The sequence below is a fragment of the Sphingomonas sp. Root241 genome, assembly GCF_001428865.1.
Classification (GTDB): Bacteria; Pseudomonadota; Alphaproteobacteria; order Sphingomonadales; family Sphingomonadaceae; genus Sphingomonas.
This window is the reverse complement of record NZ_LMIV01000003.1, coordinates 89,355-103,392: the sequence shown is the minus strand read 5'-3', so window position 1 is coordinate 103,392 and position 14,038 is coordinate 89,355. Positions and strand designations below refer to the sequence as shown.

Here is a 14,038-nt window from a genome sequence, read left to right as displayed (position 1 = left end):
GAAAAAGGACAATCGCATCAATTGCCGAAACGGAAGCGCAATGCCGCGCTGAAATTGCGGCCGTTGTAGAAATGCTGGCGCTCGATCCCGGTGGTCATGCCCGGCTCGCCGACGAAGCGATCGGCCGCGACCTTGGTGAGGTTCTCGGCATTCAGCGACAACGTCAGCTCGGGCATGAGCTTGAAGCTCACCGATGCGTCGAGCAGCCCGAATGGGCGGATATAGCGCCCGTCGATCGGGTTTCCGGCGACGTTGAACAGGATCGACTCCGAGCGATAGGTATAGACCACGCGCGCAGTGAGGACGTCGTCCTCGTAGAAGCCCGAGGCCGTCCAATTATATTTGGAGGTAAAGGGCTGCGGCGTGTCGGTCAGTATCCCGTTCAGGATCAGCGGGTTCTTGGTGTCGACATAGGTGAACGACCCCGACACGCCGAAATTGTGCAGGAATTTCGGCACGAAATCATAGTCGAAGAACGTCTGACCCGAGACCTCCACGCCCTTGGCCCAGCCGTTCTGCGCGTTCACCGTCTGATTGATGTAATATTGCCCGCCGGTGCAGTTGTTGGCGGCGGTGCCGGTATAGGCCGGATAGGTCGGCACCGTCTCGCACTGGGAGATGCCGCTGAAGAAGCCCTTCACGTTCTTGTAGAACAGGGCGACCGCGGCATAATTGACCGGCGAGAAATAATGCTCGAGCGAGATGTCGAAATTGTCCGCCTTTTGCGGCCCGAGATCGGGATTGCCCTTGTTGCCGGTGCCCGTGACGGTGTTCACCGAGATCGCCGGGTTCAGTGCGTCGGTGCTGGCGCGGGTGATCCCCTTGCCGTAGCCGAGACGCAGGATCGTATCCGGCGTGATGCGCCATGAGAGGTTCGCACTCGGCAGCACATCCCAGCGCGACGAGTCGCTCTCGTTCGGGACGATGACGACCGGCGAAGTGGGCGACGCCTGCGAGTTGACCATGGCGCGTGCAAAGCCTTCCGCGCGGACGGCCCGGACGCCGATATTGCCCTGGATCCGATCGTCGAGAAACGCGAAGTCCGCCGCACCGTAAACCGCATAGGTCCGCTCGCGGATGTAGCGACGGCTCAGCAGATTCTCCGCGAGATTGTCCTCGGGAAGGATTCCCGCATTGGGGAAGCGTGCGCGCACATTGTCGCCGAGCAGCGCGTCGGGCGAGAAGGTCAGATAGCCGCCGCTATAGCCCATCGCGCCGTTCATGAAATTGGACGGAGCGATCTCGAACATGTCCGCATAAGGCAGGATCGCGATCCCGTTCGACTGGTTCGGGGCGAGCGACGCGCCGTCGGTGGTCAGGTTCCGGCCGAACGAATAATTGTTGTACTGACTTTCGAGCACCGAATAGCGGGCGCCGACCTTCAGGGCCTTGATGAAGGAATCGCGCGGCCGATAGCGCAGATCCAGCGCGGCGGCCCCCGACTTGTCGTCCCATGCCTGGTTGTTGCCATTGGAATAGTTGTTGAACACCCAGTTGGCGGGACTGGCGAGGTCGGGACCCGAAATACCGAGCTGCGCGGGCTTGGTCGTGAGGTCGCGGGTGACGTCCCACGCCAGGCCGGCACGGCTGGCGGCAGTGACCGAGCGATTGTCGGTCGAGCGGTCGGCCTTGACGTACGAATAGTCGAAATGGACGTCGAACTCGTCGGTCACCTGCCACTTCACGCCACCGGCGAGCAGATAAGAGATATAGTCGCTCTTCTCGTCGCCGCCGATCGAGGCGGCGGTGGAGCCGAGGAAGGTGCCTGAGGCAAGACGCGTACCCGACAGGAGCTCGTTGGTGCCGCCGTTGCTGTTCCGGTTGGCGAGCATCTCGTCGATCGTGAACGGAACGGTCGCGGCATTCTGGACATAGCGCGAGTTGGCGATGTTCAGGAACCGGTAGTTCTGGTGATACTGGTAATAGGTGTAGTTGCCGTCGATATAGAATTCGAGGCGAGGCGTCGGCTTGTACTGGAAGGACCCGGCCAGCCCCTTGCGGGTGCGCAGATAATCTTCCTGGAAGACGTTGTGCCCCTCGGTCACGGTCGAGACGAGATTGCCGCGATCGGTGGCCGAGAGCGCCAAGGGATTGGCGACATCGGCGAGATAGACGACGTCCGACCTGCCCACATAAGCCGAGTTGAGGTTGAGCCCGGTGCCGACATTGGCGGCATATTCGGGGCTGTTGCCGCGGATCGCCCGCCGGATCGACGTGCCGCCGCCGGCCGGATTGTTGTCGCCGCGGTTGAAGCTGCGGGACCAGGATCCGACGAGAAGGAGCCCCATCTCGCCGTCGCCGACATTCCACCGGCTCGAGCCCAGCAGGAAAAGCTCGGGCTCCACCTTCTTGCCGAGATCATTGTAGCGACCGCCGACCGAGCCCGACACGACGGTGCCCGTGAAATCGAGTGGCCGGCGCGTGCGGATGTTGATGAGGCCGCCGATGCCGCCCTCGATGTGTTCGGCGGAGGGATTCTTGTAGACGTCGATGCCGGCGACCAGGCCGGGGCTGGCGCCCTCGACGTTGAATTCGCGGCCGCCCGCGGTGATGAAGGCGCGTCCGTCGACCTGCGACGAGGTCTGTCCCGAAAGGCCGCGGATCGTGAGGCCACTGCCCTGCCCGACCGGCGATGCCGATTCGCCACCGAAGCGATAGGCCTGCACGCCGGGAACGCGCGAGAGCGTGGCGGCGACATTGTTGTCGGGCAGCTTGCCGATATCCTCGGCGCTGATCGTATCCATCACCTCATTGGTGTTCTTCTTGCGCTGCGCGGCGGATTGCAGGCTCTCGCGGATTCCGGTGACGACGATCGCGTCGGTATCCGTTGCCGTCTCCTGCCCCGACGTCGCGTCCGCCGGCTGCGGAACATCCTGCGCCCAGGCCGGGACGGCAGCTGAAGTGCACAAAAGCGCGGCGGCCAATTTAGAAAGCGTTCTCATGATCCTCTCCTAATCTCCCTGTCCAGCCGAGAGTCGGGAGAGGAGGTTCATCACCTCCGCAGAATCCGCTCTCCCTACCCGCCTGGCTGGCCCGTTCGGCCGCCGGTCTGTTATCGGTAGCAGAACTTCTGATATCGATAACAGAATATGTCAACAGGGTTCTTGGTGAATCGTCACGTGCTCCGTATTTTCCCGGGGGCGGCCGCAATGTGGATTCCTGTTGCGAGCCCGAGTCCTCGCGCCGCTACCGGACGACGAGATCGTCCACGAACGGCCCGACATCGATGTCGGAACGCCTGATCCGCTTGCCGCCGACGGTGACATTCTCGATTCTGACGCCGCGAACGCGGCGGTCCTCCGAATGGCCGGCGATGACGGGACGATTGATGTCCCCGCCCTTGAAGTGGACGTTGCGGAGGGTGATGTTCTCGATTCCGCGCCCTGGGGCGTGGCTGTACTTTGCGTTGAACACGGCCCGGAAGTTGAACAGCATCCCTTCCTGGATATCGTCGATCCGGATGTCCTCGAAGCGAACGTCGCGCACCAGATTATTGTCCCCGTCGGTGATCGCCATCGCGCCCTGATAGTCGCGGTCGTCCTCGTCATGGCCAAGGATGTCGATATTGCGGAATTCGATATCCTCGAGCACCTCCGCAGCATCGGGAGTGCCGTGCAGGCCGATATTGATCGGATGGGCGACATCGGCCCAGAGGATCGAATTGGCGATCCGGTAATGGCGCGCGTCGCCCTTGTAATCCCAGCGGCCGCCGTAGATCGCGATCGTATCGTCCGAATTGCGCATGAAGACGCCGTCGACGCGGACGTCGGAGCAGCTCATGAAGTCCAGCCCGTCGCTCCAGCTGGCGGCGCTGAACGATTTGAGGTTGCGGATGGTGACGCCCGCCGACTGGCCGCACAGAAGCGTATAATGGTTCGGATTGAGGACGATCGGCCCGTCCACCGTTACGTTGCGCGAATTGGCGATGGTGATGCCTTCTTGCGGGTGATCGATGATGCCGTGACCGACGATGCGCACATTCTCCGCGTCGCGTATCTCGATATTGCCCTGCACGAGCGCCCCGCCGGCAAGCACGACGATGGTGTTGGAAGGAATGCGGAACGTTTTCTGCCCCTCGGGAAGCGGATGGACGCCCGGACCGAAATAGACGACACCCGGCCCCGGCGGCGGCAGCTCCGGCTCCGGCGCGTTGGCGAAGAGATGCAGATTGTGCAGCCGGTCGCCGTCGAACTCGACCGAGATGTTCGTGGGCTTCTCGAGCCGGAAATAGGCGGTGTTGCCCACCAGCTTCGCGCGCACCCCGGCGGAGTCCGGGCGGACCTGAACGCGACGCACGTCGCCGTTGTTCTTCTTCACCGCGACCTCGACCGGGCCCGCGATGTCGAAGAACACCATCGAGGCATCCTGCGGCCGATCCAGATCGACCTTCACGTCATATTCGTAGAGATCGCGCCACACGCCGCCCGGAATGCGCACCCGAACGGTGAAATCGTCGTTGAGGTACGACCAGAACGCCTTGCCCGCAGGCGGTTCGTGGATGCGCAGCCCGCCATCGGCCGTCTGCGCCGCCGCTGGAAGGCAGGCCAGCGCAAGCGGGGCGCAGAGCAGCATCGTGCAGATTCGCGCATGCGTCATCGCGTTATCCCGAACGAGTCGAAGTCGGCGAAGCCGACCGATGTCGCGACACTGGCGGGCGTGCCATCCTGCGCCTGCGCGAAAAGGCCGATCTGCGCGCCGACCCAGCGGCCCGGCCGGGTTTCGAACGCCGGACCGAAGGCGACGAAATGCTCGCCGTCGAGGCTGTAGCTGAACCGCACCCGCGCGTGCGTCTCGCGCAGCATCGACGGCCAATAGGGCTCGAATCCGGGTGGGGCGACCTGCACCGTCACGGGTTCCGCCTGAAGCCGCAGCCATATCGGCGCGCTGCCGGCGATCACCGGCCCGAAGCTGCGCTGCTCGGCCATCGCGGGCTCGACGCCGTCGCGCCATCCCTGGACGAGCTGCGTCTCGTTGCCGCGCCGCTCGAGTCCGATCCACGCGTAACGCTGCCCCATTATCGCCAGTCCCGCACGCTCTCCCGCCCGGAGCGGCCGGAACCGGAGCAATGTCGTCGCAGTGAAAGCCGGCCCCGGCAGCTTCTGCGACAGCAGATTGCCCGCCTCGTAGAGGTTGGCCGAGCCACTTATCGACTTGAGGCGCAGCCTGCCGGCGACCAGCGACCACCAGTCCTCGCCCGGATTGCTGTTCCATTGCCAGGCGAGCGACAGCGGCCCCTCGAACGCGTCGTCGGCCACCGGCGCGGTTCGCGGCTGCGGGTGCACATTCGGCTTCTGGTGCTGGAGCACGGGTTCGCCCCGCCCGTCCCCATCGGGATCGGCGCCGATGACCGGCCATCCCTGGCGCCAGCGCATCGGCTGCAGATGGACGACGCGGCCATAGCTGTCGCGATCCTGGAAATGCACGAACCAGTCCTCGCCCGACGGCGTCGTGACCCACGCGCCCTGATGCGGTCCATTGATCTCGGTCGCGCCCTGGTCGAGGACATTGCGCCCCTCATAGGGACCCTCGATGCGTCGGCTGCGGAACACGCCCTGCCATCCCCCCTTCACGCTGCCGCTGGGAGCGAACACATAATACCAGCCGCCGCGCTTGTAGAGCTTGGGGCCTTCGGTGGTCTGCCAGGGGCGAAGGCCGAGACTCGTCGCCACGGGCGGCAGCGTGGCGCCGTCGATGATCGTGCGCGCCTTCCCCACCGTCTTGGTGCCGTCCGCGTTGAGCCGCTTCAGGACGATCATATTGGATATGCCCGCACGGCTGCCCGCATAGGCATGGACGAGCCAGCCGGTGCCGTCGTCGTCCCAGAATGGCGCGGGATCGATCGCCCCCCTGGTCGCGTCGACGAGCTTGGGCGCGGACCAGGGGCCGCGCGGATCGGCGGCGGTCAGCACGAAGATCCCGAAGTCCGGATCCGGATAATAGATCAGGAAACGCCCGCCGCGATGGCGGATCGCCGGCGCCCAGACTCCGCCGCCCCGCCGCGGCGTGCGGAAATGCGCCACGGGCGGGACGGCCGGCAGGGCATGGCCGATCAGCGTCCAGTTCACCAGGTCGCGCGAGTGCAGGATCGGAAGGCCCGGAGCATTGGTGAAGGAAGACGCCGTCAGGTAGAAATCGTCGCCGACGCGCACGACATCCGGATCGGAATAGTCGCCGGCCAGGACGGGATTGGCATAGGTTCCGTCGCCGCGATCCGGGAACCAGCGCCCGTCGTTCGGCTGTGCGTCCGCGGGGACCTGCGCCGCCCAAAGCGCCGCGAGCAGTCGAATGCCCCGCCTCATACTCCGCCCGTCCAGTTGGCCAGCTGACATTTCTGCCCATCCCCTCTTTGCGACTTGCCGTATCCAGTACGTCTGTTATCGATACCAGAATGACGCGTCCGGCGTGCCTGCGCAAGAGATAGTTGATACCCATGATCGCGAAACGCGGCGGGGGAGAGGAGATGGGATGCTGATCGGTCGACGCGAATTGATTTCGGGCGCCATCGCTGCGACGGCGGCGGGTGACGCTGCCGCGACCGTCCGCCCGGCGCGGCTGCTGGAGGTCCGTTCGCCGAATGGGAGGATTCGCGCCGCGCTAGCCTTGCCGCATGCCGCGGAGCCCTTCCCCTGCTGGTCGGCGAGCATGGACGGCATGCCCGTCCTCGAAACATCCCGGCTGGCGTTGATCCTCCACGAAGGGAAATCGCTCGGGCCCGGCGCGCGATACCTGCGCCACCGCATGCACCGGCGCGGCGAGCGCTGGCGCCCGCCTTACGGAATCGCCGAAATCTATGACGGCATCCGGAACGAGCTCGAAATCGTATTCGAGGATCCGGACCGGGCGCTGCAATTCGCCATTCGCCTCGCCGCGCACGACCACGGCGTGGCGGTGCGCTACGTCCTCTTGGCACCACGGGCCTTTCGCCTCGGCGGAGAGGCCACGCATTTGCGCTTCCCCAGCGGCTCGCGCGTGTGGAGCAGCCGGGACGAAGGCGAATATGCGGTGTCGGCACCGGAGGCGCTCGTCCCGCCCCCACATCCGGACCTCACCGCCAGCACCGACCAGGGCCCGTTGGCGGACCCCCCACTCCATGTCGCGACGCCGCAGGGCATCGCCCTCAGCGTCTGCGAGGCGGATCGGCTCCATTATCCCCGGACCATGTTCCAGGGGGCCGGGCGCGACACGATCGTCACGCACCTCATGCGCTTCCCGGGGCGCGCCACTGGCTATTCCGGCCCGGGCGACACGCACGCCGCTCCCGTCTTTGCCGTGGACGCCCCGTTCGAGACGCCGTGGCGCGTGGTGCTGATATCGCTCAGCCCGGCCAAGCTGCTCGAGCGGGCGGGGCTGGTCCAGTCGCTCGCGACGCCCAACCGGCTCGGGGACGTCTCCTGGGTGCGCCCGGGCCGCGCCTTCCGCATCCGCAAGCCGTACACCACCGAGCGCGCGCTCGCCTGTATCGACTTCGCAGCGAAACGCCGGCTCGAGTTCGTCGAGTTCGACGCCCATTGGTATGGCGACGGCACCGATCCGAGCGACGCCACCGTACCGATCGCCGGGCTCGACATGGCGCGGATCATCGCCGCGGCGAAGGCCAAAGGGATCGGGATGATCCTCTACGTGGATCGCGTACCCGCGATGCGGCAGCTCGACGCGATCGTCCGCACCTATCGCGACTGGGGCGTGGCCGGCATCAAGTTCGGCTTCGTCTGGGAAGGCCGCCAGGAAGATGTGGATTTCATCTACAACCTGATCGAGCGCTGCGGGCGTCACCGGTTGATGGTGAACCTCCATGACAATCTGAGACCGGCGGGTCTGGAGCGCACGCTGCCCAACTATATCGCGCTCGAGGGTGTACGCGGCAACGAGCAGTTCCCGACCGCCCGGCACAACGTCACGCTGCCCTTCACGCGCGCGCTCGCGGGGCCGATCGACTATACGATCTGCTACGCCCATGAGCGGAACCAGACGACCAACGCGCATCAGCTCGCGATGGCGGCGGTCTATTACAATCCGCTCACCTTCCTCTATTGGTACGACGCGCCGGACAAATATGCGTCGGACGCCGCCTGGCCCGAGCTGCGCTGGTTCGACGCATGCCCGACGAGCTGGGACGAGACCGTCGCGCTCGGAGGCGCGATCGGCGAGCATGTTGCCGTCGCGCGGCGGCGTGGCGGGCGCTGGTTCCTCGGCGCCATGACCAACGAAGCGGCACGAAACCTCCAGATACCGCTCGATTTCCTCGGACAGGGCCGATGGCGCGCAACCATGTTCTCGGACGGCCCCCCGGCGGCGCAACCGAGGGAGACGCCCGTCGCGATCTCCAGCCGCGATGTCCACGCCTCGGACCGGCTGGAGCTCGAGCTCGCGCCGAGCGGCGGCCAGGCGATCCTGTTCGAGCCGCTTTAGGGGTGAGGACGTCGCGGTTGGCTTACCGGCAACCTGATACGCTCGCTTTCTAAAATCTACGAAACGCCGCGTCCAATAGGCACGAGGCGCAAGCGATACTTTCAGTGAGACTCCTTCGAGCGCTTGAGGATATCCTCATTGCTGATCGGGGGAGTCGCGGGAGCACGGCGCAACAGTTCGTCCCGCTGTTGGTCTGGTTGGCTGTTCTTCTAGTCTTCGTTTTCCATCGGAGGCCTCATGCGCCGTCGCTCCACAGAATCTAATCGTGTCTATCAGGAATTCGATTTCCTAACCGATGTCGATGCCAAGCGGTTGCAACTGATCGGGGCTATCAGCTTAGCGTGGAACTGGCTGGAAGGCGCAATAGACGCTGCGCTAGGCATGGCTCTCGAACTGCATCCTAGTATGTGGTTGGAGGTTTCCGGCCGGGTGAACGGGATGGATGCCAAGCTTGGAATTATCCGAGCGTCGGTGTGCTTATTTGACGGCACGATCCCTGTTGAAACACAGAACCTTGTGAAGCAGACCCTGACTCACGTGGGCGATCATAAAAAACTGCGAGATGGCGTTATCCACGTCCGCTTGGTGCATCCCGATGCGGAGGTCGCTGAAACACCACAAAGGCGCACGAACGTTGACGAAGTGCTGATATCCGCCGCCGCTTTGCAGGGCCTCTATGACCGCCTGAACTTGCTGGCCAAGGAAGCAAATGAAGTGGCGATCTATTTCAAGGATCGCTGGCTTATTCAGCATACGGAAAGCGATGAGACGCGAACACAAGCTGCAGCATCGTTTCGACAGTCGATGGCTCTACTCCTGGACCTTCAGAAGCGTCGAGTAGCGCTTCCGCCGCTTCCAGAATTTCCGGCTACACCTCAAGCCACTCCAAGCTCGGAAGAAGGCTAAACGCCTCCGAGCTTATATCAATTCGAGAGTGCCGGCCCGTCGCCATATCGGTTACGAATCTGCATCTAGTCCGTTAAGTATATAAGTGCCGCTCAACGCCGGGTGAGGCGGGAGGAATATGAACTCTCATCCAAGGGGTCGCGTCTCAATCAGCGAGCAGGTCTGCAAAGCCTTCCCCCCCTTGATAGGATCCCCGGGAGCCGCGTCAGATCCCTCCCCGGCGCTCACTCGCGGGTTTCGGGCGCAGGTCCGGTGGAGTTGCGTTCCACCAGCGTCAGCATTTCCCGTACATGACTGGCTTTCCCGTCACCGCCGCTGCGGACCTGGCGCACCTGCTCGGCGAGCATCGCCACGGCGGTGGCGGCCATGTCGGCGATCGGCTGCCTGATCGTCGTCAGTTCGGGCCAGACGGTCGAGGCGACGGGGGCGTCGTCGAAACCCGCGATGCTCAGGTCCCGCGGCACCGACAGGCCCATTCCCTGGGCGACGGCGGATACGGCAGCGGCCATGTCGTCATTGCTCGCGAAGATCGCCGTCGGGCGAGGCGAGATGCCCAGCAACTGATGCGCCGCGTCGAGACCGGACTTGTAGGTGAAGAGGCCCGGAACGATCCACTCGGGCTTGATCCGGACCCCCGCACCCGCAAGCGCTGCCCGGAAGCCCTGTTCCCGCCTCTGCGAGGGCGAATGGTGGGGGTCGCCCTGAATGAACCCGATCGCCCGATGCCCGGCCGCGATCAGGTGACGAGTCATGTCGAACGCGCCCTTATAGTCGTCGACGACGATCGCCGAAATATTCTCGCGGGGGATCGCGGTGGCGAAGGACAGAGGAAGCACGCCGGCGGCCGCGACTCTCGCGAGCATCTCAGCGGAGTCGCACAAAGGCGGTGGAAGGATGATCCCGCCAATGCCGGCTTCGATCAACCGTTCGAGCCCCTCCAGCGCCTCCTCCTCGGTGACGCCCGGCTCGATCATGAACTGGCACCCGCTGGAGCCGCTCTGACGAAAGGCACCCATCAGGAAGGCGCCGAGATTCGACGAACTCGGATTGGTGTAGAGCGCCCCGATGCGGACATCGCTCTTCAGGCTGCGCGCGGTGAGGTTCGGCGAATAGCTCAACGCCTCGATCGAAGCGTTGACCTTTCGCTGCATCTCCTTGCTGACATATTTGCCGCCGTTCATCACGCGAGAGACGGTCATCGACGAAACGCCCGCATGGCGCGCGACGTCATGGATGGTGACGCTGCTCCGCTTGGAGCCGTTGCCGCTATCCGGCTCGTCTCTCTTCGCCATTGGTTAGCACCCAGCCTTCTGTTATCGTTGAGGCGTGCTCACAGGGCACACCCTTCTGATATCGATAACAGAAATTCATCCATGGTCAATCGCTTCGCGCTTGCCCCGAGCCGCTGCGCGCGGCATATATGATATCGATAACAGAAAGAGAGGAAGCCGCGATGGGTGACACGAGGCGCAATTACGCGGCGCTGAGCGCGTTCCTGTTCTGCTTCTTCTTCGCGCAGGCGATGACCATGTCGCTGCTGTCCATCTGGCTGACGCGCGGGCTCGGTCTGAACGGCGTCGAGGCAGGAACGGTTTTCTCGGCGAACTTCATTGGCGCCATGTGCGCGCAGCCGCTCTACGGCTACCTCTCGGACCGCATGGGCCTTCGCCGGGTCGTGCCCGCCGCCATCGCCTTGCTGGTCGTGCTCTCGGGGCTGTTCTTCAGCTTCGTCTATGCGCCGCTGCTGCGGTGGAACATCGTGATCGGCGCAGTGATCGGCGGCATCTATCTCGGCGTCACTTTCATCGCCGGGAGCTATGCGCTCGAAAGCTATGTCGATCGCGTGGGCCGCAAATATGGGTTCGAGTATAGCCGGGTGCGCCTGTGGGGCTCGCTCGGCTTCGCCAGCGCGGCCATGTTCTCCGGCGAGCTGTACAATATCGACCCGGGCATCAACTTCGTCCTGGCCAGCGTCGCGGGCATCGTATTGCTGCCGATCCTGGCGGCCGCGCGCGTGGAGAGGGACGCCGGCGAGCAATTGCTCGCGGATCGGCTGACACCGCGGGATTCGGCGGTTCTCTTCACGCAGCCCAAATTCTGGGGCTTCATGGTGCTCATCCTGGGCGTGACCAATCTGTATCTGGTCTACGACCAGCAATTCCCCTTCTACTTCTCGTCGTTGTTCCCGACGCCCGAGGCGGGGAACGCGATGTTCGGCTATCTCAATTCCGCGCAGATATTCGTGGAAGCCGGCGGCATGTTCCTCGCGCCTTTCCTGGTTCGGCGCATCGGCGCCACGCGAGGCCTGATGATCGCCACGGCGATCATGATCCTGCGCATCGCGGCGTCGGGACTGGCGATCGGCCCCGCCACCATTTCGGCGTGCAAGATGATGCACGCGATCGAATTGCCGATCCTCGCCGTCTCGCTCTTCCGGTACATCGCCTACCATTTCGAAGCACGGCATGCCGCGACGGTGTACATGGTGGGCGTCAGCTTCGGGCATTCCCTCGGGCTCGCCATCCTCTCCCCGCTGGCCGGAATCGGCTATGACCGTCTCGGGTTCCAGAACACCTACTTCCTGATAGCGGCGATGGCGCTGGTCTTCTGGACCGTGTCGTGGTTCGCCTTGTCACCGACGCCGCGGGAGACCGGTCGGGCATCGTCCGCCACCGAGCCGCCGACCGTCGCGCCGCTCGATCCATCGGGTGGCGCCGACGTGCGCCCGCTGGGATCGGCCGCCCGATGAACGAGATCGCAGACGAGCCGCTCGCGACGCTGGAGCTGCGCCCTTCCGAGCCCGCCGAACTGGACGCGCTGATCGCGCAGGCGCTGGCCCGGCTCGACAGGACGATGCCGCAGTTCAGGGACCACTTCCCCGCGCCTTCCAGCGAAAGCGGAACCTATGCGCCGATCGACAATGTCGAATGGACGAACGGCTTCTGGACCGGGATGCTCTGGCTCGCCTGGCAGATGACCGGGCGCGACGCCTATCGCGCGGCGGCCGACGAGAATGTCGCATCGTTCCTCGATCGCGTGAAACGGCGGGTCAATGTCGATCATCACGACCTCGGCTTCCTCTATACGTTGTCGGCATGCGCCGCGCATCAGCTCACCGGAAGCGAGGCCGGGCGCGCCGCGGGGCTGGAGGCGGCGAAGCTGTTGCTCGGGCGGTTCGACGGTGTCGCGAACGTCATCCAGGCGTGGGGCGACATGCGCGATCCGGCCCAGCGCGGCCGCATGATCATCGATTGCAACCTCAATCTGCCGCTGCTCTTCTGGGCCGGCAGGGAGACCGGCGATCCGAGCTTCGGGGATGCGGCCACCCGCCACCTGCGCCAGGCCGCGCGCTATCTGGTGCGGCCGGATGCGTCGACCTTCCACACCTTCTACATCGATACAGCCTCCGGCCAGCCGCGTTTTGGCAGCACGCATCAGGGGTTTTCGGACGACAGTTGCTGGGCCCGCGGCCAGGCCTGGGGCATCTACGGCTTCGCACTGGGCGGATTGCACACGGGCGACAAAGCCTATGTCGAACTCGCCGCGCGGCTTGCGAACTACTTCCTCAATCGCCTTCCCGCGGATGGGATCTGCTGCTGGGACCTCGTCTTCACCGACGACACCACCACCCCCCGCGACAGCTCCGCGGCCACGATCGCGGCATGCGGACTGCTCGAACTGGTGAAGGCGCTGCCTGTTTCGGACGTGCGGCGTGACACCTACGCCGCATGGGCGTGGCGCATCGTCCAATCCCTTGGCCACGGATATGCAGCACCGATCGAGGGATCGAACGCACTGCTGCTGCATGCGGTATACCACATGCCGAACGGCGCGGGAGTCGACGAGGCATGCATCTGGGGCGACTATTTCTACCTCGAGGCCCTGATGCGCCTGAGAAACGTGTGGATGCCATATTGGAGCTAGCAGCGTGTCCGGCGGCTGGGCAGCCTTGCCTTGGCATGTTTCGGCCGGCTTCAACTATCCTGGGGCCGCGGGCGTCTCAGTCCGGCTTGGTGAAGAAGCGCTCGATCACGTTCTGCGCCAGCCGCGCCGGGCGCAGTGTCTCGGCGTCGAGGCAGCACCAGCTCGATTTGACCTCCGCGAGCACTTCCGATCCGCGCTTGATCACTGTCTCGTAGAATGCGCGCGCGCCCTGGACCTTTTCCAGCAACACCGTCGCGACGACATCATCGTCGAGAAAGGCCGGGCGGCGATAGGTGATCTCGTGCTTGAGCGCGACCCAGAGATGCTGGGCGACCGCCTCGGGCGGAGCGAGCCCGCGCCAGTGGCTGATCACCGCCTCCTGCACCCATTTCAGATAGCTGGCATTGTTGACGTGGCCCATGAAGTCGATGTCGTCGCGGGAGACATCGATGGGAAATTGATATGGGCGCGCAGTACCTTGCATGGTCCACAAAGTACCACCGGACGCGATTCGCAGCGAGCGAATTCATCGGAAAGCTGCAGAAATCCTCAGTTTCCGATCAACTGCCCGTTTCCGTAACGGCAATCGCGCAGCCTGCCGGCGTCACCCCTCGTCGACAGGCGCGTCCGGGCCGTTCTTGAGGATCGACTCGATCGCATTCTTTGCCGACGCCTTGGACGTGTAGCCCTCGGTCCAGAAGATCGTCTCGGCATTGTATTTGAACTTGGCGACATACTCGCCCGCCTTGTTCTGCTCGATCACGAATTTGTGCGCCATGAGCCCCTCCGTTGTTTCGTT

10 protein-coding genes are annotated in these 14,038 nt (G+C 64.3%); 4 read left to right on the top strand and 6 right to left on the bottom strand.

Features of this window, described 5'->3' with window-relative positions; all coding sequences use genetic code 11:
• Positions 1 to 17 precede the first annotated feature (17 nt).
• The 3 genes from ASE13_RS15780 to ASE13_RS15770 form a co-directional block, all read right to left on the bottom strand.
• On the bottom strand, positions 18 to 2,942 hold the full coding sequence (locus tag ASE13_RS15780) for a TonB-dependent receptor (RefSeq protein ID WP_056618173.1): 2,925 nt from the start codon (positions 2,940 to 2,942) through the stop codon (positions 18 to 20).
• Between the two features lie 244 nt (positions 2,943 to 3,186).
• Positions 3,187 to 4,596: a glycosyl hydrolase family 28 protein gene (locus ASE13_RS15775; RefSeq protein WP_156404936.1), complete on the bottom strand. Its 1,410-nt coding sequence runs from the start codon at positions 4,594 to 4,596 to the stop codon at positions 3,187 to 3,189.
• Complete coding sequence (locus tag ASE13_RS15770; RefSeq protein WP_082596922.1) at positions 4,593 to 6,299, bottom strand: glycoside hydrolase 43 family protein; 1,707 nt, start codon at positions 6,297 to 6,299, stop codon at positions 4,593 to 4,595. Before ASE13_RS15770 ends, ASE13_RS15775 begins: the two co-directional genes overlap by 4 nt.
• 166 nt (positions 6,300 to 6,465) lie before the next feature.
• On the opposite strand from ASE13_RS15770, the gene ASE13_RS15765 reads away from it, so the two are divergent.
• Positions 6,466 to 8,409 (top strand): glycoside hydrolase family 97 protein, encoded by a 1,944-nt coding sequence (locus ASE13_RS15765; protein ID WP_056618168.1) that lies wholly within the window; start codon positions 6,466 to 6,468, stop codon positions 8,407 to 8,409.
• 237 nt (positions 8,410 to 8,646) lie between these two features.
• On the top strand, positions 8,647 to 9,315 hold the full coding sequence (locus ASE13_RS19940; RefSeq protein ID WP_156404935.1) for a hypothetical protein: 669 nt from the start codon (positions 8,647 to 8,649) through the stop codon (positions 9,313 to 9,315).
• A gap of 224 nt (positions 9,316 to 9,539) precedes the next feature.
• Here ASE13_RS19940 and ASE13_RS15755 read toward each other — a convergent pair whose 3' ends face one another.
• Positions 9,540 to 10,607: a LacI family DNA-binding transcriptional regulator gene (locus ASE13_RS15755; protein ID WP_082596917.1), complete on the bottom strand. Its 1,068-nt coding sequence runs from the start codon at positions 10,605 to 10,607 to the stop codon at positions 9,540 to 9,542.
• A 161-nt stretch (positions 10,608 to 10,768) separates the two neighbouring features.
• Between ASE13_RS15755 and ASE13_RS15750 the strand changes: the two genes are divergently transcribed.
• Together ASE13_RS15750 and ASE13_RS15745 are read left to right on the top strand one after the other, a co-directional pair.
• Positions 10,769 to 12,064: an oligosaccharide MFS transporter gene (locus tag ASE13_RS15750; protein WP_082596914.1), complete on the top strand. Its 1,296-nt coding sequence runs from the start codon at positions 10,769 to 10,771 to the stop codon at positions 12,062 to 12,064.
• The gene (locus ASE13_RS15745; RefSeq protein WP_056618162.1) at positions 12,061 to 13,239 is read left to right on the top strand and encodes a glycoside hydrolase family 88 protein; all 1,179 of its coding nucleotides are present in this window, start codon (positions 12,061 to 12,063) and stop codon (positions 13,237 to 13,239) included. Before ASE13_RS15750 ends, ASE13_RS15745 begins: the two co-directional genes overlap by 4 nt.
• A gap of 76 nt (positions 13,240 to 13,315) precedes the next feature.
• Here the strand turns inward: ASE13_RS15745 and ASE13_RS15740 are convergent, their stop codons facing one another.
• Both ASE13_RS15740 and ASE13_RS19545 read right to left on the bottom strand, forming a co-directional pair.
• Complete coding sequence (locus ASE13_RS15740; protein WP_056618159.1) at positions 13,316 to 13,723, bottom strand: acyl-CoA thioesterase; 408 nt, start codon at positions 13,721 to 13,723, stop codon at positions 13,316 to 13,318.
• Positions 13,724 to 13,843: 120 nt separating this feature from the next.
• Positions 13,844 to 14,017: a YegP family protein gene (locus ASE13_RS19545; protein WP_082596912.1), complete on the bottom strand. Its 174-nt coding sequence runs from the start codon at positions 14,015 to 14,017 to the stop codon at positions 13,844 to 13,846.
• Between the last annotated feature and the right edge of the window lie 21 nt (positions 14,018 to 14,038).

Coding starts and splice junctions, on each gene's coding strand:
- ASE13_RS15780 (WP_056618173.1), bottom strand. CDS start 2,942: ATGAGAACGCTTTCTAAATTGGCCGCCGCGCTTTTGTGCACTTCAGCT.
- ASE13_RS15775 (WP_156404936.1), bottom strand. CDS start 4,596: ATGACGCATGCGCGAATCTGCACGATGCTGCTCTGCGCCCCGCTTGCG.
- ASE13_RS15770 (WP_082596922.1), bottom strand. CDS start 6,299: ATGAGGCGGGGCATTCGACTGCTCGCGGCGCTTTGGGCGGCGCAGGTC.
- ASE13_RS15765 (WP_056618168.1), top strand. CDS start 6,466: ATGCTGATCGGTCGACGCGAATTGATTTCGGGCGCCATCGCTGCGACG.
- ASE13_RS19940 (WP_156404935.1), top strand. CDS start 8,647: ATGCGCCGTCGCTCCACAGAATCTAATCGTGTCTATCAGGAATTCGAT.
- ASE13_RS15755 (WP_082596917.1), bottom strand. CDS start 10,607: ATGGCGAAGAGAGACGAGCCGGATAGCGGCAACGGCTCCAAGCGGAGC.
- ASE13_RS15750 (WP_082596914.1), top strand. CDS start 10,769: ATGGGTGACACGAGGCGCAATTACGCGGCGCTGAGCGCGTTCCTGTTC.
- ASE13_RS15745 (WP_056618162.1), top strand. CDS start 12,061: ATGAACGAGATCGCAGACGAGCCGCTCGCGACGCTGGAGCTGCGCCCT.
- ASE13_RS15740 (WP_056618159.1), bottom strand. CDS start 13,723: ATGCAAGGTACTGCGCGCCCATATCAATTTCCCATCGATGTCTCCCGC.
- ASE13_RS19545 (WP_082596912.1), bottom strand. CDS start 14,017: ATGGCGCACAAATTCGTGATCGAGCAGAACAAGGCGGGCGAGTATGTC.